This window comes from Bifidobacterium simiarum (genome assembly GCF_002802905.1).
GTDB lineage: Bacteria > Actinomycetota > Actinomycetes > Actinomycetales > Bifidobacteriaceae > Galliscardovia > Galliscardovia simiarum.
Map to the genome: position 1 here is coordinate 311313 of NZ_PEBK01000001.1, position 21991 is coordinate 333303.

17 protein-coding genes are annotated in these 21991 nt (G+C 65.4%); 11 read left to right on the forward strand and 6 right to left on the reverse strand.

Going from position 1 to position 21991, the window contains the following annotated elements; all coding sequences use genetic code 11:
• Positions 1–54: 54 nt before the first annotated feature.
• Complete coding sequence (gene glnA, locus CSQ87_RS01125) at positions 55–1392, forward strand: type I glutamate--ammonia ligase (protein WP_100512025.1); 1338 nt, start codon at positions 55–57, stop codon at positions 1390–1392.
• 420 nt (positions 1393–1812) lie between these two features.
• Positions 1813–2934, forward strand: coding sequence for a formate/nitrite transporter family protein (locus tag CSQ87_RS01130; RefSeq protein ID WP_243388780.1), 1122 nt, complete (start codon positions 1813–1815; stop codon positions 2932–2934).
• 90 nt (positions 2935–3024) lie between these two features.
• On the opposite strand, the gene hrpA is transcribed toward CSQ87_RS01130, so the two are convergent.
• Positions 3025–7092 (reverse strand): ATP-dependent RNA helicase HrpA, encoded by a 4068-nt coding sequence (gene hrpA / locus CSQ87_RS01135; RefSeq protein ID WP_100512026.1) that lies wholly within the window; start codon positions 7090–7092, stop codon positions 3025–3027.
• Positions 7093–7155: 63 nt separating this feature from the next.
• The gene (locus CSQ87_RS01140) at positions 7156–7806 is read right to left on the reverse strand and encodes a class I SAM-dependent methyltransferase (RefSeq protein ID WP_100512027.1); all 651 of its coding nucleotides are present in this window, start codon (positions 7804–7806) and stop codon (positions 7156–7158) included.
• A gap of 206 nt (positions 7807–8012) precedes the next feature.
• Here CSQ87_RS01140 and hflX point away from each other — a divergent pair, with 206 nt between their 5' ends.
• The gene (hflX, locus tag CSQ87_RS01145) at positions 8013–9530 is read left to right on the forward strand and encodes a GTPase HflX (protein WP_100512220.1); all 1518 of its coding nucleotides are present in this window, start codon (positions 8013–8015) and stop codon (positions 9528–9530) included.
• Between the two features lie 172 nt (positions 9531–9702).
• A complete protein-coding gene (locus CSQ87_RS01150; protein WP_100512028.1) occupies positions 9703–10665 on the forward strand; it encodes an L-lactate dehydrogenase in 963 nt (320 codons plus the stop codon).
• A gap of 407 nt (positions 10666–11072) precedes the next feature.
• On the opposite strand, the gene lexA is transcribed toward CSQ87_RS01150, so the two are convergent.
• Positions 11073–11837 carry a transcriptional repressor LexA gene (gene lexA, locus CSQ87_RS01155; RefSeq protein WP_100512029.1) on the reverse strand — a complete coding sequence of 255 codons (765 nt, stop codon included), beginning with the start codon at positions 11835–11837 and terminating at the stop codon, positions 11073–11075.
• 343 nt (positions 11838–12180) lie between these two features.
• On the opposite strand from lexA, the gene CSQ87_RS01160 reads away from it, so the two are divergent.
• Together CSQ87_RS01160 and nrdR are read left to right on the forward strand one after the other, a co-directional pair.
• Positions 12181–12432 (forward strand): LysM peptidoglycan-binding domain-containing protein, encoded by a 252-nt coding sequence (locus CSQ87_RS01160; protein ID WP_243388781.1) that lies wholly within the window; start codon positions 12181–12183, stop codon positions 12430–12432.
• Positions 12433–12466: 34 nt separating this feature from the next.
• Positions 12467–12952 carry a transcriptional regulator NrdR gene (gene nrdR / locus CSQ87_RS01165; protein ID WP_100512030.1) on the forward strand — a complete coding sequence of 162 codons (486 nt, stop codon included), beginning with the start codon at positions 12467–12469 and terminating at the stop codon, positions 12950–12952.
• Positions 12953–13113: 161 nt separating this feature from the next.
• Here nrdR and serA read toward each other — a convergent pair whose 3' ends face one another.
• A complete protein-coding gene (serA, locus tag CSQ87_RS01170; RefSeq protein ID WP_100512031.1) occupies positions 13114–14319 on the reverse strand; it encodes a phosphoglycerate dehydrogenase in 1206 nt (401 codons plus the stop codon).
• 66 nt (positions 14320–14385) lie between these two features.
• A complete protein-coding gene (locus CSQ87_RS01175) occupies positions 14386–16665 on the reverse strand; it encodes a HelD family protein (RefSeq protein WP_100512032.1) in 2280 nt (759 codons plus the stop codon).
• A 335-nt stretch (positions 16666–17000) separates the two neighbouring features.
• On the opposite strand from CSQ87_RS01175, the gene mraZ reads away from it, so the two are divergent.
• Both mraZ and rsmH read left to right on the forward strand, forming a co-directional pair.
• Positions 17001–17510 (forward strand): division/cell wall cluster transcriptional repressor MraZ, encoded by a 510-nt coding sequence (gene mraZ, locus CSQ87_RS01180; protein WP_420868047.1) that lies wholly within the window; start codon positions 17001–17003, stop codon positions 17508–17510.
• Between the two features lies 1 nt (position 17511).
• Entirely contained in the window at positions 17512–18606 is a 1095-nt protein-coding gene (gene rsmH, locus CSQ87_RS01185; protein WP_100512033.1) for a 16S rRNA (cytosine(1402)-N(4))-methyltransferase RsmH, read from the forward strand.
• Here rsmH and CSQ87_RS10985 read toward each other — a convergent pair.
• Complete coding sequence (locus CSQ87_RS10985; RefSeq protein WP_207761067.1) at positions 18581–18778, reverse strand: hypothetical protein; 198 nt, start codon at positions 18776–18778, stop codon at positions 18581–18583. The two genes, rsmH and CSQ87_RS10985, sit on opposite strands and share 26 nt — an antisense overlap.
• Before the next feature lie 4 nt (positions 18779–18782).
• Here CSQ87_RS10985 and ftsL point away from each other — a divergent pair, with 4 nt between their 5' ends.
• Genes ftsL through CSQ87_RS01205 form a run of 3 tightly spaced genes read left to right on the forward strand, consistent with a single transcriptional unit; the run spans position 18783 to position 21908 of the window.
• Positions 18783–19181 (forward strand): cell division protein FtsL, encoded by a 399-nt coding sequence (gene ftsL / locus CSQ87_RS10990; RefSeq protein WP_207761068.1) that lies wholly within the window; start codon positions 18783–18785, stop codon positions 19179–19181.
• Positions 19182–19189: 8 nt separating this feature from the next.
• A complete protein-coding gene (locus tag CSQ87_RS01200) occupies positions 19190–20974 on the forward strand; it encodes a peptidoglycan D,D-transpeptidase FtsI family protein (RefSeq protein WP_100512034.1) in 1785 nt (594 codons plus the stop codon).
• 52 nt (positions 20975–21026) lie between these two features.
• Positions 21027–21908, forward strand: a complete 882-nt coding sequence (locus tag CSQ87_RS01205; protein ID WP_100512035.1) for a UDP-N-acetylmuramyl peptide synthase — start codon at positions 21027–21029, stop codon at positions 21906–21908.
• Positions 21909–21991: the final 83 nt, after the last annotated feature.

The window sequence follows — 21991 nt, forward strand, 5'->3', positions numbered from 1 at the left end:
CGCACGGCTTCTGTTAACGATGCATGAAATAAAGTCATGAAACCATAGGCTCCTATGGATAGACAGCAAGAGTTTGCCCTGCGCACGGTCGAAGAACGCGACGTGCGCTTCATTCGACTATGGTTCACCGACGTGCTCGGAACCCTCAAGTCCGTCGCCATCGCACCGGCGGAACTGGAAGCCGCATTCGAGGAAGGACTGGGCTTCGACGGATCCGCCATCGAAGGCCTCACCCGCGTCTCCGAAGACGACATGATCGTCAAGCCCGACCCCTCCACCTTCCAGATCCTGCCCTGGCGCGGAGGCCCCCAAGGCACCGCCCGCATGTTCTGCGACGTGCTCACCCCCGAAGGAGAGCCCAGCCTCGGCGACCCCCGACACGTCCTCAAGCGCACCCTTGCCAAGGCCAAGGAAAAGGGCTTCACCTTCTACATCCATCCCGAAATCGAGTTCTACCTCTTCGAAATGCAGGATGACTGGTCACTCACCCCCAAGCCCGTCGACGAAGGCGGCTACTTCGACCACGTCCCCCGCAGCCCCGGCATGGACTTCCGCCGCGCCACCGTCAACATGCTCGAACAGATGGGCATCTCGGTGGAATACTCCCACCACGAAGGCGGCCCCGGCCAGAACGAGATCGACCTGCGCTACGCCGACGCGCTCACCATGGCCGACAACATCATGACCTTCCGCACCGTCGTCAAGGAAATCTCCCTCGAACGCGGCATCCACGCCAGCTTCATGCCCAAGCCGCTCGCCGACCAGCCCGGCTCCGGCATGCACACCCACCTCAGCCTCTTCGAAGGCGACTCCAACGCCTTCTACGAAGCCGGCCAGGAGTTCAACATGTCGCTCACCGCGCGCCAGTTCGCCGCCGGCATCCTCTACCATGCCGCCGAAATCACCGCCGTATGCGACCAGTTCGTCAACTCCTACAAGCGCCTCTGGGGCGGCAACGAAGCCCCCAGCTACATCTGCTGGGGCCACAACAACCGCTCCGCCCTCCTCCGCGTGCCGCAGTACAAGCCCGGCAAAGGCAACTCCGCCCGCATGGAATTCCGCGCCCTCGACCCCGTCACCAACCCCTACCTCGCCTACTCCCTGCTCCTCGCCGCCGGCCTCGACGGCATCGACAAGCAGATGGTCCTCGGCGAACCCACCAGTGACGACGTCTGGGAGCTCACCGACGAGGAACGTCAGGCCATGGGCATCGAACCCCTCCCCGACTCCCTCGACACCGCCCTGAAAATCATGGCCAAATCCGACTTCGTCGCCGACGTCCTCGGCGAACACGCCTTCCGCTACTTCCTGCGCAACAAGCGCAAGGAATGGGAGGACTATCGGATGCAGGTTACCCCCTACGAGCTCAAGCACTACCTCCCAAGGCTGTAGGATTCACGCCACGGAGCGTTATCGGACTATGGAGGACTCGACGTACCGCCGTACGCCTTCGTCCTCCAACGTCCGATACCGCACGCGTGGCGTGAATCCTCCCTGTTCTGGCTTCCCCTTGAGGGGAAGCTGTCAGCGTAGCTGACTGATGAGGTGCCGAACGAAGGAATCCTCTGGCATCCGGATCCCGCCGCGAACCGGTAAAAAGACGTTCCATGCGTGTGGTATCGATGTCGCGGAGGACGAAGGCGTACAAAGGTACGTCGAGTCATTCGCGACATCGATAACGCTCCATGGAACGTCTTTTTTGTGGGGAATCTCACGGCAACATGACACCGCCGGGCCGCATTCTGAATTACTGTGAAAAGGCATACATAGAGGGAATCCAGTTTTTCAGCATTCAGAATGAGAGAGCGATCCATGTCCTCGAATCCCGATCAGATCCAACAGTCCGTCACCGCGCAGCCGATGTCACCAGCCCAGCCGGTGGCGCAGCCCGCCGCCACGCCCGACGCCGCCACCGCCGCAGCCGCAGCCGCAGCCACCGCCGCTGCGGCCGCCGCATCAGCCGCCGCCACGGCCGCCGACGCGGCCAACACCGCCGCCAACACCGCGGCGACCGCAAACGCCGCACCGGCCGCGGCCGCCACGCCGGCATCCCCGCTCGGCGCCGCCCCCAAGCTCCATCCGCTGTTCCCCGGCAATATCTTCGTCTCCACCGTGCTCGACGTCCTCAACAGCAAGGAGACCATGACCGGCCGGCTCGTCAGCAAATACATGCAGCGAGCCCTCATGGCAGGCCTGTTCGTCGGCATCTTCTTCACCGCGTTCTTCACCATCTCCGCCACCTTCGCCACCGCCGGACCCGCCATGGCCCTCGCCGGCAAGGTGCTCGGCGCCTGCACCTTCGGCTGGGCGCTCGTCCTGATCTACTACACCAACTCCGAGCTGCTCACCTCGAACATGATGATCGTGTCCATCGGCGTCTACCACAAGCGCATCAGCTGGCTGCACAGCCTGCGCATCCTCGGCCTGTGCCTCATCGGCAACCTGCTTGGCGGCCTCGTCGTCGCCCTGCTCATGCGCTCGTCCACCATCGTCAGCGGCGAGGTCTACCAGGTCATGGCCACCGCCGTCGCCACCAAGACCGGCTACCTGACCCAGGGCGCCTTCGGCGTCGCCGACCTGTTCGTGCGCGCCATCTTCTGCAACTTCTGCATCAACATCGCCATGCTTATGTGCTACAACGGCAAGATCGTCAACGACTTCACCAAGTGCATCATCATGATGGTCGCCGTGTTCGTCTTCGCCTACCTCGGCTTCGAACACTCCGTCGCCGACTCCGTGCTCTTCCTCATCATGGGCCTGTTCGGCGTGGGCGACCCGCTTATGGAGGTCCTCGCCATCATCGTGGTCATCCTTGGCAACTTCGTCGGAGGCGGACTGCTCATCGGCATCAACTTCGCCGTCATGAACGACCAGCACTCCCACCACCACAGCAACGTCTCGCGGGCGCTGCGTCACGACATCGGCCGCCGCTGAACCGGCCGCCGTCCCTACGATTCAGGGGTGGGATGCGGAGTCATAAATCCGCGTCCCACCCCCGAACCATATCCCGGCAAATCCGCCCGGTCAGCCCTTCATCGCCTTGACGATGCGCTTGAGACTCACCGGTCGAGGAGTGCCGAGCTCCTGCGCCCACAGCGACACATAGAACTCCTCCAGCATCCACCGCGCATCCACGGCCTTCGCCATCCTCTCGTCATGACGGGGACCGGCCGGCAGCTCGCCCGCGGACTTCAGCGCCTTGTCCACCAGCTGCTTCGCCTCGTCCGCCTGCCAGGCCCAGTTCACGTCACGGGACTTGTCCGACTTCGCCTTCTCCAGACGCAGCAGATCCGCGTGCAGATACCGGTCCATCGAACGCAGCGCATCCGGGGGAGCGGCGGCGATGAAGCCCGGCTTCACCAGCGACGCCGCATGTTCGCGGATCGACTGCAGCACCGCCAGCAACGGTAGCGACGCCGGGCCGCCGACGGCCTTCTCCACCTCGGCGAACCGCTTCAGGATCGCGATCACGTCATGCGCCACCTGATACACCGTATCCTCATACACCTGCATCACGTCGCTGACCGCATCCGCCAGCTGCGCATCGTCGCCGATCCGGTCGATGGCGGGCAGCAGACGCTTGACCGCGGCCATCTGCAGATCCTCCACCAGCGACGCGGTGTCGGCATACGGCGCGGACGCCAGCATCAGCGCCTCGGCTCCCAGCCAGCGCGAGGACACCCTTTCCGTGGGCAGGCGTAGCGCATCCAACGCGGCACGCCACAGCATATCGGCGCGGGACACCGTGGTGGCTCCGGCCCGATGCAGCAGATTCGCCGACTGCACCACACGGCCCTCATCGACGGCACGCTCCGCCTGACGGTTCACCGTCGCCCGGGCCGATTCGGCTGCCTGCTCGGCGAACCGACGCTGCAGATCCGCCAGCGACTTGCCCGAACCCACCACGGTCATGCGCGTGGCGCGCCCGCGGCCCGAACCCCGTCCGCGTCGCGAGCCACGGCCGGACGCCACCGGCTTCTCCACCGAGAACGTCATCCTCAGATGCTTCGGCAGCCGCTCCAGCTGCTCCTTGCCGAACACTTCCGGATGCAGCTGCGCGCCGACCACGGCGATCGCCGCCTGTGTGAACACATGGGCGAAATCAGGCCAGCGAGCGGCCCCCGTCGACGGATCGGCGGGCGCCTGCGCGGGATGCCCGCGCTCGCCCGAACCGGGAAGCTGCGGATAATGCTCGTCGATCCACGCCCGCATCGCCCTCGCGGTATCCGGCGCCGGCACGAACTGCACGCGCAGCGCCTTCGGCAGTGACTTGATCGTCGTCACGATCAGCTCGTCCAACAGTCCCGGCACGATCCACGTGAACTGCTCCGGGGAGATCCGCGAGAGGAACTTCAGTGGCACATGCACGGTGACGCCGTCGTTGTCGGCATGCGGATCATAGACGTACGTCAGCTTCAGATCGATCGGCGTGCCATCCGAGCCCAACGTGTGCCAGTGGTCCGGATAATCGTCGAGATTCACCTCGTCCGCGGTCTGCAGACGCTCCACCTTCTCCGGGTCGAACCGCAGCAGATCGGGGTTCTCGTCATGATGATGCCGCCACCACGAGCCCAACGCCGCCATCGACGTGATATCGGCGGGCAGCACATGATCGTAGAAGTCGACGAGATCCTCATCGGTCAGCCGATCGGCCGCCTGCCGGGTGCGGCTCGTTTCCTCGTCGGCCTCCTCGAGCACCGCCCGGTTGTCGTCGATGAAATCGTCATACGGGAACCGCTGCTGCACCTCACCGGCCACCAGACCCTGACGGATCAGGAAGTCACGGGCCTCAACCGGGTTGATCCGGCCCCACAGCACCGGACGGTCCTGCACGATCGGCAGGCCGTACAGCAGGATCTTCGCGCTCGCCACGGCCGCGCCCTTCGACGCCGACCAATGCGGCTCGGCATACGTGGTACGCGTCAGACTGCCCGCCAACGGCTCCGCCCACGCCGGATCGATCGCCGCCGAGGATCGCGCCCACAGCCGAGACGTCTCCACCAGTTCCGCGGCCATCACCCACTGCGGCGTGCTCTTCGCCACGGCCGACGCCGGAAACAGCGCGAAATGTGTGCCGCGCGAACCCAGATACTCGTTCCGGGCGCGCTTGGCAGCCATACGCATCGCCTTCGCCTTCGCCGGCCCATGCAGACCCGCGAAATCCGAAGCCTTCGGCTCACGCACCTGCTGCATGCCGATGCTGGAGAGCAGACCGGACAGCATGGCCTTGTGAATGCCCGTCGAATCCCACGAGCAGACCAGCGAATGCGCCGCCTGCTGGTTCAGCGGCAGCTGCCGCACCGCCAGCTCCGGACGGTTCGACGGCAGCGGCTCGCCGACCTCGAATTTGAGCTCACGGCACATCTGCCGCAGCTGACGGTACAGATCCCGCCACTGACGCATACGCGGATAGTTCATGAACTCCGCCTTACACGCCTTGCGCAGCGCGGAATTCGACGTTTCGCCGTCCGCCTGGAAGAACCGGTCCCACACGTTGAGCGCCGTCAGGAAATCACTGGACTGATCCGCATACCGGTTATGGATGCGATCGGCTTCGTCGCGCTTGTCCTCCGGACGTTCGCGCGGATCCTGCAGACTGAGGAACGCCACGATCACCAGAATCGCCGCCAGCGTGTTCGGCGTGTCATGCGACGCCTGAATCACCATGCGGGCCAGACGTACGTCGATCGGCAGACGGGCCAGCTGACGGCCGATGCGGGTCAGCTTCGCGTCGCCATGCGAACGGGAGATCGCCCGAAGCTCGACCAGATCGTTGAAGCCGTTCGTTACGGCCTTGGTGTCCGGCGGATCGATGAACCCGAAATCCGTGACGTCCGACACGGTCCGGGCCACCCCCACCGACAGCATGTGCAGCACCACCGACGCCAACGCGGTACGCAGGATCTCCGGTTCGGTGAAACGGGGGCGGGTCTCGTAATCCGTACGGTCATACAGACGGATCGCGATGCCGTCGGCGATACGGCCGCACCGGCCGCTGCGCTGATCGGCGCTCGCCTGACTGATCGGCTCGATCGGCAGACGCTGCACCTTCGCCGCCTTCGAATACCGGGAGATACGGGCGGTACCCGGATCGACCACGTAGCGGATGCCCGGCACCGTCAGCGACGTCTCCGCCACATTCGTGGCCAGCACGATGCGCTGATGCGCATGCGGCTCGAACACGCGATGCTGTTCCTTGGCCGACAATCTGGCGAACAGCGGCAGGATCTCGATCGCATCGCCGCGGCGCATGTCCACGCACCGCTGGCCGAAATGCCGGCGCAGCGACGACTCGAAGTCATGGATGTCGCGCTCGCCGGCCGCGAACACCAGAATGTCGCGCGGGCCGCTCTCATGCGAGGAGTGGATCACCAGCTCCGCGCAGGCACGGGCCACGGCGGTCGGCATGTCGATGGAGTCGTCGTCATCCTCGTCGTCGTGCGCATCCTCGAAGCCGGGCACGTACCGCATGAGTGCGGGGCCGGACCCCAGCGGCTCGTAGACGATCTGCACCGGGTAGGTCCGGCCGGACACCTCGATCACCGGCACCTTCTCATGCAGGGCGTCGGCGAAATGCTCCTGGAACTTCACCGAGTCGATCGTCGCGGACGTGATGATGAGCTTCAGATCCCGGCGGCGGGGGAGCAGCGCCGTGAGATATCCCAGCAGGAAATCGATGTTGAGACTGCGCTCATGCGCCTCGTCGATGATGATCGTGTCGTAGGCGCTCAGATTCGGGTCCCGCTGGATCTGCGCGAGCAGAATGCCGTCGGTCACCACGCGCAGACGGGTCTTCGGCGAGCTTTCGTCGGTGAACCGCACCTGGAAACCCACCTCGTCGCCCAGACGCACGCCCATCTCCGAGGCGATGCGCTCCGCCACGGTCCTCGCGGCGATGCGCCTCGGCTGCGTGTGCACGATCTGATGGCCGTGCGTGCCCCTGCCCATCTCCAGCAGGATCTTGGGAAGCTGCGTGGTCTTGCCGGAACCGGTCTGGCCGGAGACGATGACCACCTGATGGTGGCGCACCGCCTCGGCGATCTCGTCTTTGGCCGCACTGACCGGCAGTTCGGAAGGATACTCGAATCTCATACGTCCCGTTCCCGTTGCATCCTCATCACGGCCCTCGCCGCGATGCTTCGGTGATTGATGTCGTTATTTACGCAAAATCTCAATGATACGGTAGCCCTTGGAGCTGGCGTATTTGCCCACCGAGAAACCGTCGCCCAGCGCGTCGGCCAGCCAGCGCATCAGGGAATCGGAGCCGAGATTGCGCTGCACGACCAGATACGCCTCGCCGCCCGGTGCGAGACGGGGCAGCCACGTCATCAGCATGTCGTGCAGCGCCTCCTTGCCGATACGGATCGCGGGATTCGACCAGATCGTGTCGAACCGGAGATCCGCGGGCACGTCCTCGGGATGGCCGACGTGTACGTTGCCGTATCCGTTCGCCGTCGCATTGCTCGCCGTCAGCGCGATCGCCCGGTCGTTGACGTCCACCGCCCACACCTCGGCCCTGGGATCCGCTTCGGCGAGCGCCAGGGTGATCGGTCCCCAGCCGCATCCCAGATCGAGAAAGGCGTGGGGAGTCTCCTTCCCGGCCGACGCCGGATCGGGGACATGCCGCAGCAGCACCGACGTGCCGAGATCAAGACGGCCGGACGAGAAGACGCCGTTGGACACCTCCACGTCGGCTTCGCGTCCGCGCAGCGTCACATGCAGCGTACGCCGCACGTCCTCGGATGACGGGTTCGCCGAAAAGTACTGTTCGTTGCCCTGACTCGTCTCATTGCTCCGGTTGGCCATGCACGCTCCTTGGAATCCTTGGGTTCGTTGTCGTCTTCCACGATGATAATAAGTAGCCAGAATAGAACAGCGTTCGAGAGGTGTCAGTGACTACTACCAATACCGACAATACCGACCAGTGGAAGCAGGCGACGGGCGAGGAGGCGCTCGGGGAGACCCCCGATGTGCTCGCCGAGCACTCCGAGGTGCTTCAGGACGACGCCGGCATGGCCAACGCCCCCGGCGGGCAGGAATGGCAGGAGCGCGAATCGCGCAACGCACTCAAGCACGTCCTCGGCCTTGGTGAGAAGCAGGACGTCACCGAAGTCGAATACCGTCAGGTGCGACTCGAACGCGTGGTGCTCGTGGGCGTCTGGTCGAGCATGGAGACCACGCAGACCCGAGCCGAGGAATCCCTCAGGGAGCTCGCCGCCCTCGCCCAGACCGCCGGCGCCGAGGTGATGGACGGTCTGCTGCAGCATCGTCTGCGCCCCGACTCCGCCACCTACGTCGGCTCCGGCAAGGCCAAGGAGATCGCGAGGATCGTCGAGCAGCTCGACGCCGACACGATCGTCGTTGACGCCGACCTGCCGCCCTCGCAGCGACGCGGACTCGAGGACGTGGCCAAGGTCAAGGTCGTCGACCGCACCGCCGTGATCCTCGACATCTTCGCCCAGCACGCCACCAGCCGCGAAGGCAAGGCGCAGGTGGAGCTCGCCCAGCTCGAATACATGCTGCCCCGACTGCGCGGATGGGGCGGATCGCTGTCCCGTCAGGCCGGCGGACAGGCCGCCGGGCAGAACGGCGGCATCGGCTCCCGAGGCCCCGGCGAAACCCAGATCGAAATGGACCGTCGCGTGATCCGCAGCCGCATGGCCCGTCTGCGCCGGCAGATCGCGCAGATGGCCCCGGCGCGCGAGGTCAAGCGCGGCTCCCGCCGACGCCACGGCATGCCGTCCGTGGCCGTGGTCGGATACACCAACGCCGGCAAGTCGTCGCTCACCAACCGGCTCACCGGATCCGCCGAACTCGTCGGCAACGCGCTGTTCGCCACGCTGGACACCGCCGTGCGCCGCGCGAAAACCGCCGACGGGCGTCTCTACACCTACGTGGACACCGTCGGATTCGTGCGCCGGCTGCCCACCCAGCTCGTCGAAGCCTTCAAATCCACGCTGGAGGAGGTCGGCGAGGCCGACGTGATCCTGCACGTCGTCGACGCCTCCCACCCCGATCCGTTCGCCCAGATCGACGCGGTCAACGACGTGCTCGCCGACATCGACGGCGCCGAAGGCATCCCGAGGATCCTGGCCTTCAACAAGACCGACATGATCGGCACCGTCACCCGCGAACGGCTCACCGAGTTGGATCCCTCGGCCTTCCTCGTCTCCGCGGCGACCGGCGACGGCGTGGATGCTCTGCGGCATGCCGTCGAATCCCTGCTGCCCATCCCCGACGTGCATGTGAAGGCCCTGCTGCCCTACGACGCCGGCGCCCTGGTCTCGGCCGTCCGCGAATACGGCATCGTCACCCTCGTGGACTACCGCCCCGACGGCGTCTACGTGGAGGCCGACGTGGACGACCACCTCGCCGCCCGCATCGTCGACCGCTCCATCGACACGGATGATGAGGATGCCGTGGATGACATGGATGCGGATGCTGTGGATGCCGTGGATGCCGCTGGGGCCGCTGGTGCCGCGGACAAGATCCCGGTCTCGCACACGGCCCCGGCCACGCCGCGCGAGTGACGACACTCCCCGCGCGCGACACCATCCGCACCCACATGTCGGCAACCAGTGGTTGCCTATTGTTGCCTTCGGATTCAACGCCGCTCGCCTCGTCACAAGGTGAAGATATAGTGTAGCCGAAGTTTGGCTTAAGAATGCCGCAATTGGAGTAATCTCAGAGAGAGGTGCCTTTATGGCAGAATCATCGATTCGTCCCACGAAGCTTGCGATCATCGGCGCAGGCGCTGTCGGCTCCACCATGGCCTTCGCCGCCGCCCAGCGCGGCGTGGCACGACAGATCGTGCTCGAGGACATCGCCGCCAAGCGCGTCGAAGCCGAAGTCCTCGACATGCAGCACGGATCCAGCTTCTACCCCACGGTCTCCATCGAAGGTTCCGACGACGTCGAAATCTGCCGTGATGCCGACGTCGTCGTCATCACCGCAGGAGCCCGCCAGAAGCCCGGCCAGTCCCGACTCGACCTCGCCGGCGCCACCATCAACATCATGAAGTCCATCATCCCCGGTGTCGTCAACGTGGCCCCCAACGCCATCTACATGCTCGTCACCAACCCCGTGGACATCGTCACCCACGTCTCCATGAAGCTCTCCGGCCTGCCCGCCAACCAGATCTTCGGCTCCGGCACCAACCTTGACTCCGCCCGCCTCCGCTTCCTCATCGCCCAGCAGACCGGCGTCAACGTCAAGAACGTCCACGCCTACATCGCCGGCGAACACGGCGACTCCGAAGTCCCGCTCTGGTCCTCCGCCACCATCGGCGGCGTCCCCATGTGCGACTGGAAGGAACTCCCCGGCCACGAGCCGCTCGACGCCGCCAAGCGCGAGCAGATCCACCAGGAAGTCAAGAACGCCGCCTACCGCATCATCGAAGGCAAGGGCGCCACCAACTACGCCATCGCCATGTCCGGCGTCGACATCATCGAATCCATCCTCAAGGATTCCAACCGCATCCTCCCCGTCTCCTCCCTCCTCGACGACTTCCACGGCATCTCCGACGTGTGCATGTCCGTCCCCTCCGTCCTCAACCGTCAGGGCGTCAACACCCACATCAACACCCCCGTCTCCGACGGCGAGCTCGCGGCCCTCAAGCGTTCGGCCGAGACGCTGAAGCAGACCGCCGCCCAGTTCGGCTTCTGATAAAACGTAGCCCTACGGAGTGTCCGCTGCGTTGCGGGAACCTCGACGTACCTTTGTACGCCTTCGGTTCCCGCGCCTTGCGGACACACGCGTAGGGCTCCGTTTTATCCGGATGAAGGTGGCCCCCCCACGACTGCTGCGCAGCGTGGGGCTTCGTTTTATTTGGGGGCGGGACTTGGTGTCCTCGAGGGCGCGCCTAGAGGCTGCACGCATCGACGCCATTTTTTGGCCTTGGTCCCCACGACCGCTATGCGGCGTAGGGTTTTCTTTTACGGGCCGGACCTCGGGTGTTCGCATCGTGGAATAGGTGATGAGACGACGGGGTCTCGAAATGATAACAAATTTTGGCGGTGCTGGAAGCACGATCTGCCGGGGAGGCGGTTTGCTGGGACGGCAGACCGCAAGGACTACAGCTTGCGCAGGACGGTGACCACCTTGCCCATGATCGTGGCGTTGCTGCCGTCGATGGGGGAGTAGGCGGGATTGTGTGGAATAAGCCACACATGATCCTTCTCCTGCCGGAAGGTCTTCACCGTGGCCTCGCCGTCAAGCAGCGCCGCGACGATCTCGCCGTTGACCGCGGTGTGCTGCTCCCTGACCACCACGAAATCACCGTCGCAGATGGCGGCATCCACCATGGAATCGCCATGCACCTCCAGCATGAACAGATGGCCGTTGCCGGTCAGGCGCTCCGGCAGCCGCATCACGTCGTCGACATGCTGCTCGGCCGTGATCGGCGCGCCGGCCGCGATCCGGCCGACCAGAGGAATGTCATGGGAGCGCGACAGGGCGTCATCGGTCCCGTCGCCGCCGAACGTGCCGGTCACGGGGAACCGGACGACCGTCGAATCCGCCACTCCGACCTCAGGCACGTTCCGGCCGTCGGCCTCCGCCAGGCCCGGGTGTGCGTGTCCCAGCAGCTCGATGGCCCGTCCCTTGTTGGCGCTGATGCGGATGAACCCCTTCTCCTCCAGCACCTGCAACTGATGCTTGACCGACGACGGGCTCTTCAGACCGACGGCGGTGCCGATCTCCCTGAACGACGGGGCGAACCCGCGTTCCCGAACATGCCGGCGGATGGCCGAGAGCACGTCCCGCTGGCGTGGGGTCAGCGTGGACTCGGCCCCGTCGTCCGACTGGCCGGTTTTCGAGGGCGATGGGGTGGTGTTCACGGCGACTCCTTTCGTTCTGTACCACTGTAGCGTGAAAACTGGCAATGATCAAACATCTGTTCGATGGTGGGTTGCGCATCGATTCGAACATCTGTATGATGTTGAAACATCCGTTCGATAGAACGTTTGTTCGAAAGGAGTGGTCGATATGATTCGGACGCTGCATGAGACAATGCCTGCCATTGCAGGTGATACGGGAACATCGGGTGTTCTGAGAATATCGGGCAATGCGGGAATGCCGGGCGATGCGGGAATGCCGGGCGATGCGAGGAGGCATCACCGGTCGTCGGCACGCCGCCATACGACGATGCGCCTGACTCTGCGGGGAAAGGTGACGGTCGCCGTGCTGGCTCTCATGCTGGCCTGGGCGGTGGGATCGGCGATCGTCCCGGCCATGCCCGCGGATTCGGCCTCCGGTCCGACGGCGGTGACCAGCTACGTAGTTCGTCCGGGCGACACGCTGTGGTCGTATGCCATGACCATCACGCCGAAGGGAGGGGACGTCTCGGCCACGGTCGAGGAGCTCAGGGATCTCAATCATCTGGATTCCTATGCGTTGCAGACCGGTCAGCGCCTCGTTGTGCCGGTCCGGTAGCGTGTTTTCTTCACGGCCCGGTAGTGTGGGGCATATGCATTGCCCTTTCTGTCAGAATCCGGATACCAAGGTGGTCGATACCCGAGTGGGGGAGGACGGCTACGCGATACGCCGTAGACGCGTGTGCCCGAAATGCTCCAGACGGTTCACCACCGTCGAAACGGCCACGCTGATGGTGATCAAGCGCTCGGGCAACGTCGAGCCGTTCGACCGCGACAAGGTCATCACCGGCGTACGCAAGGCATGCCAGGGTCGTCCGATCCGTGAGGAGGATCTCAAGCAGCTCGGGCAGAAGGTCGAGGAGGATCTGCGCTCCCGCGGTCTCGCCCAGATTCCCTCGGAGGATGTGGGCCGCGCGATCCTCAAGCCCCTGCGTGATCTGGACGAGGTGGCCTACATGCGATTCGCCAGCGTGTATCAGGAATTCAACAACCTCGAGGATTTCGAAAACGCGATCAGGGAGCTGCGTAGTCAGCAGGAACGCGAACGCCAGAGCGAACAGGGAAAACAGGGGAAGTAGAAAAGCAGAACAGCAGCCGATATGGCCGATACAACCGGTGATGGCCGTGCCCCGAACGTATGCGGGACACGGCCATCACCGTATTTGCGGGTCGTTTGCGGATCGCGGACGATCCGCTGATTGTCGATCCGCCGATTGTCGATCCGCCGATCGGCTACCGATTACCGATTCGGCAGCACGCGCACGCGGATGGTGCCCTGCAGGCTCTTCAGCTCCTCGATGGCGTCCTTGCTGGGCATCGTGTCCACGTCGGTCACCACATAGCCGAGCTCGTCCTCGGTGGACAGCGCCTGGGCGGTGATGTTGATGTTCTCCGCGCCGAGCACCCGGTTGACGTTCGCCAGCACGCCGGGAAGGTTGTCGTGCAGGTGGGCGATCCTCGCCCGGCCCTGGCAGGGGTTCATGTTCAGCGTCGGCATGTTCACCGACAGCGAGGTGATGCCGTTCTCCCAGTAGTCAAGCAGCTTGTGCGAGACGAAGTGGCCGATGGACTCCTGAGCCTCCAGCGTCGATCCGCCGATGTGCGGCGTGATGATCACGTTGTCCTCTTCGGCCAGCGGCGTGGTGAAGCTGTCGCCGGTCTTCTTCGGCTCCACGGGGTACACGTCGACCGCGGCGCCGGCGATGTGCCCGGAATCCAGATGGCGCTTCAGGGCGTCGAGATCGGCCACGAAGCCGCGGGACAGGTTGATGAACACCGAACCGGGCTTCATGCGGGCGAACTGGTCCTCGCCGAAGAAGTTCGTATTCGCCTTGCGTCCGTCGACGTGCAGGGTCACGGCGTCGGACTTCTCCAGCAGGTCCTCCAGGCTGGAGGCGCGTTCGGCGTTGCCGAGGGCCAGCTTCTCCTCGATGTCGTAGAACACGACGTGCATGCCCAGCGCCTCGGCGAGCACGGACACCTGGGAGCCGATGTTGCCGTAGCCGATGATGCCCAGCGTCTTGCCGCGAACCTCGTGCGAGCCGCTGGCGGTCTTGTCCCACACGCCCTGACGCATGTGGAAGGTATGGGCGGGAAGCCGGCGCATCAGGGAGATGATGTCGGAGATCACCAGCTCCACCACCGATCGGGTGTTCGAGTACGGGGCGTTGAACACGGCGATGCCATGCGAGCCGGCGTAGTCGAGATCCACCTGATTGGTGCCGATGGAGAAGCAGCCCACGGCGGTGAGGTCGGGACGCGCATCAAGCACCTTCGGCGTCACGCTGGTCTTGGAGCGGATGCCGAGCAGATCCACGCCGTCCAGCGCGCGGATCAGCTCGTCCTCGTCCATGGCGCCCTTGGCGGTGACCACCTCGAACCCGTGCTGGCGCAGGTTCTCCGAGGCGAACGGATGAATGTTTTCCAAAAGTAAGGCTTTAGGCATACGCCCTACTCTATATCGTCATGTCGTCAGAACCGTCATTCCGCAGGACTATCAGAACTATCGGGACTATATCGTCAGGTGGTCCGCATCCTCGGAGGTCCTGACGATGACCAGCTTCTGCGTGGGACGGGTCATCGCCACATACAGGTCGGAGGCCGCCACCATGCGCGATGGGGCGTTGTCCGCGATGAGCCCCGGCTCGACCATCACCACGGCGTCGAATTCAAGGCCCTTCACATCCTGCGGGCCGCACAGGCTCACCTGACGGTCCCACGCCGGCTGGGCGCGAAGACGACGCACGCGCTCCTCGCCGAGCCGTCCGCGCAGACGGTCCCACACCGACGCTTCGACGCGCTCGATCAGCTCGTCGTCGGCGATCACCGCGACCCGTCCCGTACCGTCCTCGGAAACGAACCGCACGGCCAGATCGGCCGCATACTCGCCGGCGGCGTCCACCACGCGGTCGGCGTCGGGAAGCACCACGCGCTCCACGGAATCCGGTACGGCCCGGACCGCCTTCACCGTGGAGATGTACAGGCCTTCGCCCTCGGCGAACCTCGAGGCCAGGTCGGAGACCTCCTGCGGGTTGCGGTAGTCGATGGTCAGTTCGTTGAGATCCCAGCCGTTACGGCCGAACAGCGGGTTGAGGGTCTTGCGCCACGACCGCGATCCGGCCAGCGCGGAGGTCTGGGCGATGTCGCCCACGATGGTGAACGAACGGGAGGGGCAGCGGCGCATCAGCATTCGCCAGTCCATCGGCGTGAGCTCCTGCGCCTCGTCCACGACCACATGCCCGAACGTCCATTCCCGCTGGGTGGAGGCACGCTGGGCTGTGGTGTCCTCGTCCAGGCCGTTGATCTGCTCCAGCAGCATGTCGCTGGTCACGATGCCCGTGCCGATGCCGTTCTGCGCCAGCGTATCCCGGGCGAACTGCTCGTCCTGCTTGCGCTGCTCCTCCTTGCGGGCGGCCGCCGCGGTCTCCTTGGGGTCGGCGCCGAGCAGTTCCAGCGCCTCGTCGAGCAGCGGGATGTCCGACGTCGTCAGCGGCGAACCCTTCGGCCTCGTCAGCAGCCGGACGTCCTCGTCGCTCAGCCACGGGGCGAACCGGCGCAGCTTGGCGGGCTTGGCCCACAGGTCGTCGATCAGCCACTGCGCGGTCATCGGCAGCCACGCCAGATTCAGCGCCCTGCGCACCTGATCGTTGAGGCGAAGCGAGGATCGGGCCTGGGCGATCTCGGAACGATCGGGGTCGTAGTCCAGCTGTTCGACGTACCGGTTCGTCATGAGATGCAGCATCGATTCGACGAACGTCTCGCGGGCCTTGTTGTGCGGCTGGCGGGTGCGCTTGGCGTCGGTCTGCGCCGCGGCTAGATCCGTGGGCAGCATCGGCACGACGAAGCCGTTGACCTTCACCTGCGGCAGATCGTCGGGGATGCGCTCGCGGGCGGCGACGGCGTTGGCGATCACGCCGGCCATGCGCCGGTCGCCCTTGAGGGCCGCCGCCCGCGGGGATTCGACGCCTTCGGCATGGACCGATGGGATCAGGTCGGCGATGGTGCGCGAGATCACGCCGGTCTCGCCCAGCGAGGGGAGCACCTGATCGATGTAATGCAGGAAGGCGGGGCTGGGGCCCACCACCAGCACGCCGGAACGCTGCAGCAGCCGGCGGTGCGTGTACAGCAGATAGGCGGCGCGATGCAGCGCCACCGCGGTCTTGCCGGTGCCCGGGCCGCCCTGCACCACCACGGCGCGGTTCAGGGGAGCGCGGATGATGCGGTCCTGCTCGGCCTGGATCGTGGCCACGATATCGGTCATCTTGCCGGTGCGGCGGGTGCTCAGCGAGGCGAGCAGCGCGCCCTCGCCGGTCAGCGTGCCCGAATCCGAGGCCTGGCTGACGTGCGAGGAGTGCACGTCGAGCACCTCATCCTCGACGCCCACCACCTCGCGGAAGCGCAGGGTGATGTGGCGGCGCATGGCGATGTTGCCCCGATGGGCCGGGGTCGCCTCGTAGAACGGGCGGGCGGCCTCGGCGCGCCAGTCGGTGAGGATCGGCTCGTGCCCTTCGCTGGAAAGCCCGATGCGGCCGATGTACCGGCGGGTGCCGTCGTTCTCGTCGAGCCTGCCGAAGACGAGACGGTCCTCCACGGCCCGCAGCTGGGTGAGACGGTCCTCGTACATCGTCGCGAACGAATCGCGTTCGGTGCGCTGGGTGGGCGACCCGTGGGAGCCGGCGGCCCTCACGGCGTCCAGTCGGCTCCTCGTCTGCGCTCGCATGGCGTCGAGACGGTGGTAGGCGCGGTCCACGGCCTGCTGTTCTTCATGGAGTTGGGCAGAGTAGTTCGACATGATCGAGGTCGCTCCTTGCGGGGGCAGGTGAAAAGTTCGGCATCCCACTATACTCAGGCCCCTCTAAAACCTTCGATAAGACCTTTGGTCCCGCTGGGAAACCGGGCCTTCTTCGCTGCGGATCCCGTCCATGGTCCTTGCCGCGGTCGGGATCCGGATCCGTACCCGGAATCGTATCCGAGGACGGGGCCTGCCGCCGTTGTTCGGCCTGAAGACGCGGCGTGTTGACGGTTATGTGGCGGTCTGGGGATGAAATTGCCCATTGGGTGGGGAGCGGTGGCATGCAGTGGGGTAGAGTGGTGAACTGTTGAGTCGCTGGTCACGACGAACGGGGCATGGAGGTGAACGCGATGGTCGATGGACAGGAATCGTCCGTTGCCGCAACCCCGGCCCCGGCGGATCTTCCGCCGCTGTTGCTGGGCACCTATACCCCGAAGATCGACGCGAAGGGCCGCCTCGCCCTTCCGGCGAAACTGCGTGGCCAGCTCGGCGCGGGAGTGGTGATGGCCCGCGGTCAGGAACGCTGCATCTACCTCCTTCCCCACAGCGAATTCCGCCGCGTCGCCGCGCAGATCCAGCGCACATCGTTGGGAAACAAGGCCGCACGCGACTACCTGCGCGTGTTTTTGTCGGGAGCCGTCGACCAGGAGCCCGACAAGCAGGGGCGTGTGGTGATTCCCCCGATGCTTCGTGACTATGCGGGGCTGGGCAGCGACGTCGTGGTGATCGGCGTCGGTACCCGTGCCGAAATCTGGGACCGCGAATCCTGGGAGCGCTACCTTGCCGAGCAGGAGCAGGGCTACGCCGATATCGCGGACGACGTACTGCCTGCATTGGAGTTCTGACATGGATATCACAGCGATACATCAGCCGGTGCTCCTCAACGATTGCGTGGAGCTGATCGCGCCCGCGGCCGCACGGCCGGGCGCGGTCATCGTCGATTGCACACTGGGGCTGGCCGGGCATTCCACCGCGTTCCTCAAGGCCGCACCCGACGCGCGGCTGATCGGCATCGATCGCGACGAGGAGGCCCTGGCGCTGGCCACCGAACGCATGCGCAAGGAGGGGCTGGCCGACCGGTTCACGCCGGTCCACGCGCCCTTCGACCGGTTCTCCGACGTGCTCGCCGATCAGGGACTGACCCACGTGGACGCGGTGTTCATGGATCTGGGCCTGTCCAGTCTGCAGATCGACGAGACCGAACGGGGATTCTCCTATTCGCACGACGCCCCGCTCGACATGCGCATGGACCCGACCCAGAGCCTGACCGCGCGGACGATCCTCGCCACCTATTCGCAGGACGAACTGCGCCGGATCTTCCGGGAATTCGGCGAGGAGCGGTTCGCCGGGCCGATCGCCCGGGCCATCGTGGCCGGACGGGACGAGGCGCCCCTGACCACGTCGCGTCAGCTGAACGATCTGGTCGATCGGGTGGTGCCCCGTGCCCACCGTCCGGCCGGCAACCCGGCCAAGCGGGTGTTCCAGGCGCTGCGCATCGAGGTCAACGGCGAGCTGGACAAACTCGCCGGCACCCTTCCCCAGGCGGTGCTGCATCTCAACGTCGGCGGCAGGCTGGTCGTGGAGTCCTACCATTCGCTGGAGGACAAAACCGTGAAGCGGTTCATGGCCCATGGGCTGAACGTCGACGTGCCCGCCGGCATGCCGGTGATCCCCGACGACATGCAGCCGTTCCTTCGTGATCTGACCCACGGTGCGGTGAAGGCCGACGCCGACGAGATCGCCGCCAACCCGAGGTCGGCCTCGGTGCGGCTGCGGGCCGTGGAACTCACCCGTCCGCTGCCCGATCGATGGTCGTCGAGGTTCGAGCAGTGGGCGGCGGATCCGTCCGCCGTGACCGGCGGTCGGGCCGCGGGCGAATCGAAGGGCAGGAATACGAGAAGATCATCAAAGGCCGTCAGGGCAGGAAGGGGACGTCGATGAGCGGTGCGTCGCCAAGGATCGCGCGATCCCGTTCGACGTCTCCCGGCAGGGCTTCGGATTCACGAACGCAGTCGAGACCGCAGCTGAGCGTGAGCGTCAATGCGTCGCGCCGCACCGGCTCCTCGTCGGGAAGGATGCACGATATGTTCGCGGCGATTCGTCCAAGTCGCATGAGGATGGTGCATTTCGTGTGCGCTCTGGTGTTTTTGGGCGCCAGTCTGGTGGGATCGCTGCTGCTGCGCACCCAGATGGTGGAGGATTCCTTCGCCATCACCGACGTGCAGCAGTCCATCGGCCGCCTCACCCAGGACGTGCAGGAGGACCAGACCAAGCTCGACGCGCTGGAGGCGTCACTGCCGGAGAAGGCGCAGAAGCTGGGTATGGTTCCCGGTTCGGACGCGCTGACCATCGACCTTCAGGGGTACAAGCCCTCCGAAGGAGCCTCCACCTCCAAGTCCGCCGCCAAGACCCAGGCCTCCCAGTCGGCCAAGTCCTCGGCCAAATCCACCGCCAAGGCCTCCGCCACCGCGAACGCGACGAAGAATACGACCCCGAACACGAAGGAGAACCAGTGAAACGAACGATGCGCCGCACCCGGGGCGACATCTTCAGGCGCCGGGCGCTCGTCGTGGGGGTCATCCTCGCGCTGATCGCCAGCGCCTGCGTCGTCAAGCTCTCCTACATCCAGCTGTTCTCGGCGAGCTCGACCGCACAGGCGGCCACGGCGAGCCGCATGGCCACCCGCGTGCTGCAGGCCCAGCGGGGCACGATCGTCGACACCAACGGCGTGGTGCTCGCGCAGAGCGTGGAAAGCTACACGGTCTATGCCGATCAGGTCGCCGTCGAAGGCTTCAAGCCGGTCAAGTGCACCGGGAAGAACGCCAGCACATGCCATCAGATCGACGGCAAGCCGGTCGGTGCCACCGGTGCGGCGGCCGTCGCCAAGCTGCTCGCCCCCGTGCTGGGCATGAACACGATGGAGCTCGGCGGCAAGCTCGTGGGCACCAGCCGGTACGTGGTGCTCAAGAAGAACGTGGTGCCGGCGGTCAAGCGGCAGATCGACAACCTGCATCTTTCCGGCGTGATCAACTACGAGCTCACCTCGAACCGCGAATACTCCGACAACGGCCTGCTGGGCACGGTGCTCGGCGGCGTGGACGCCGAGGGCACCGGCGTGGCCGGCATCGAGAAGATGACGAACGCCTCCCTCGTCGGCAAGGACGGCTCGGTCAGCTACCAGCGGGGCGCCAACGGTCAGGAGATCCCCGGCACGCGAGTCGCCGCGAAGGATCCGGTCAACGGCGGCACCGTGAAGCTCACGATCGACTGGGACGTCCAGTGGTACGTGAAGAAGGCCCTCAAGGACGCGCAGGCGAAGACCGGCTCCGCATGGGGCATCGCCGTGGTGCAGCGGGTCAAGGACGGCCGCATCGTGGCCATCGCCGATACCGACGACTATGCGGCGGGCAGCGACGAGGCGAAGATGAACGCCTCCAAGGCCATCACCTCGGTGTTCGAGCCCGGCTCCACCGGCAAGCTCATCACCGCGGCCGGACTGCTGCAGGAGGGCATCCACAAGCCCACCGACCGCTTCCAGGTGCCCTACCAGATCGAAGTGAACAACCAGACCTACCACGATTCGCACGAACACGGCCTTGAGAACCTCACGCTGGCCGGCATCCTCAAGGAGTCGTCGAACGTGGGCACGGTGATGGCCTCCTCGAACTATTCGGTCAAGAAGCGCTACGAGTACATCTCGAAGTTCGGCATCGGCCAGAGCACCGGTCTGAACTTCCCCGGCGAATCCTCCGGCACGCTCACGCCCTACCAGTCCTGGGACCTGAGGACCCGCAACACCGTGCTGTTCGGTCAGGGCGGCTACTCGGCCTCGGCCCTGCAGATGACCAACGTCGTGGCCACGATCGCCAACAAGGGCGTGCGCTGCGGCCAGTCGATCATCGAGTCGTCCACCGACGCCGAGGGCAACGATACCACCCCGAAGACGAACGAGCCGGTGCGCGTGATCGACGAGGGCGTGGCCAGCGAGCTGATGGACATGATGGAGTCCATGGCCTCCCAGTATTCGGGGCTCATCAAGGTCAAGGGCTACCGCATCGCCGGCAAGTCCGGTACCGCCCAGGTCGCCGGAGCCACCGGCGCCCTGACCAGTCACATCGGTGATTTCATCGCGGCCATTCCGGCCGACGATCCCCAGTTCGTGATCACCGTGGTGCTCAAGGATCCGGCCGGCGTCTACGGCGGTGTGACGGCCGGTCCGGTGGTCGGCACCATTGGTGAATTCCTTATGCAGAAGTATGAGGTCCCCGCCTCGTCCCAGCGTAAGAATGCTATCCCTACAGAGTGGTGATCCGACCGTGGACCATCGATTCTCGACGACAGTCGATCTAGCGAGGTAAGAGATGAGTGCATTAAGCGAAGCCAGTACGGAGCACCTCACCGTATCGGACCTGAGGGAACGGTACGGACTGCTGACGGATGCGAAGTACGCGGGCAGGGTCACGGTCACGTCGATCGCCAACGATCTCAAATCCGTGACGCCGGGTGCGCTGTACATGCCGTCGGCCGGCGACGTGGACGAGCACTCGGTCGAACAGGCCCAGCTGAAGGGCGCCTACGCCGTCCTGCTGCCGACGAGCGCCCGGGCCATGGGGCTCGGCGGAGACATTCCCGTGCTGTATGGCGACCTGACCGCGGAGGAGCGCGGCCGCATCGCCGCCGACATCGCCGGACACCCCTCCAATTCGATCGCCGTGTTCCTGATCATCGGCGAACAGGCGGCGCAGCAGGCCGCCGCGCTGGCCGGGCTGCTGCATGTGCTGGGCAATCCGGTCGGACAGATCAGCTACCAGCACTCCAAGTCGCTGGAACGGCATCTGATCGAGGAATACCCGCTCAACGAACTCGACGTGCAGCGCATGCTGTCCGTGTTCGTGGAGGACGGCGCCTCGGCGGTGATCATCGGGGCGGACGACAGGGCGCTGATGCCCGGTGCGCTCCAGTCCGTGGTCACCGACGTCTGCGCGGTGAGCGAGGGCGACGATCCGGCCGCCGGGACGCCTGCGCTCAAGGAGGCGATGGAGCATTTCGGCGTCGCGTTGCGCGAACGCACGCATCTGGCCCATCGCTCGTCCGAGACCGACGAGATGGCCGCCCACCGGGATGCCGACGCGTCCGACGCCGACCGACGCCGGCTGTCGCTGGCCATCGCCATGGTGATGAAGGCCGGCGTGCGCAAGGGCAACATCCGAAGCGCCCTGCGCGTGTCCAAGGAATTCGACTGACCGGCGCGTCCCCGGCGGGGACGGCTGGTCGGTGCAGACGAAATCGTCGAGAGAACGAGATACGGAAGAGGTTGAACGCACAA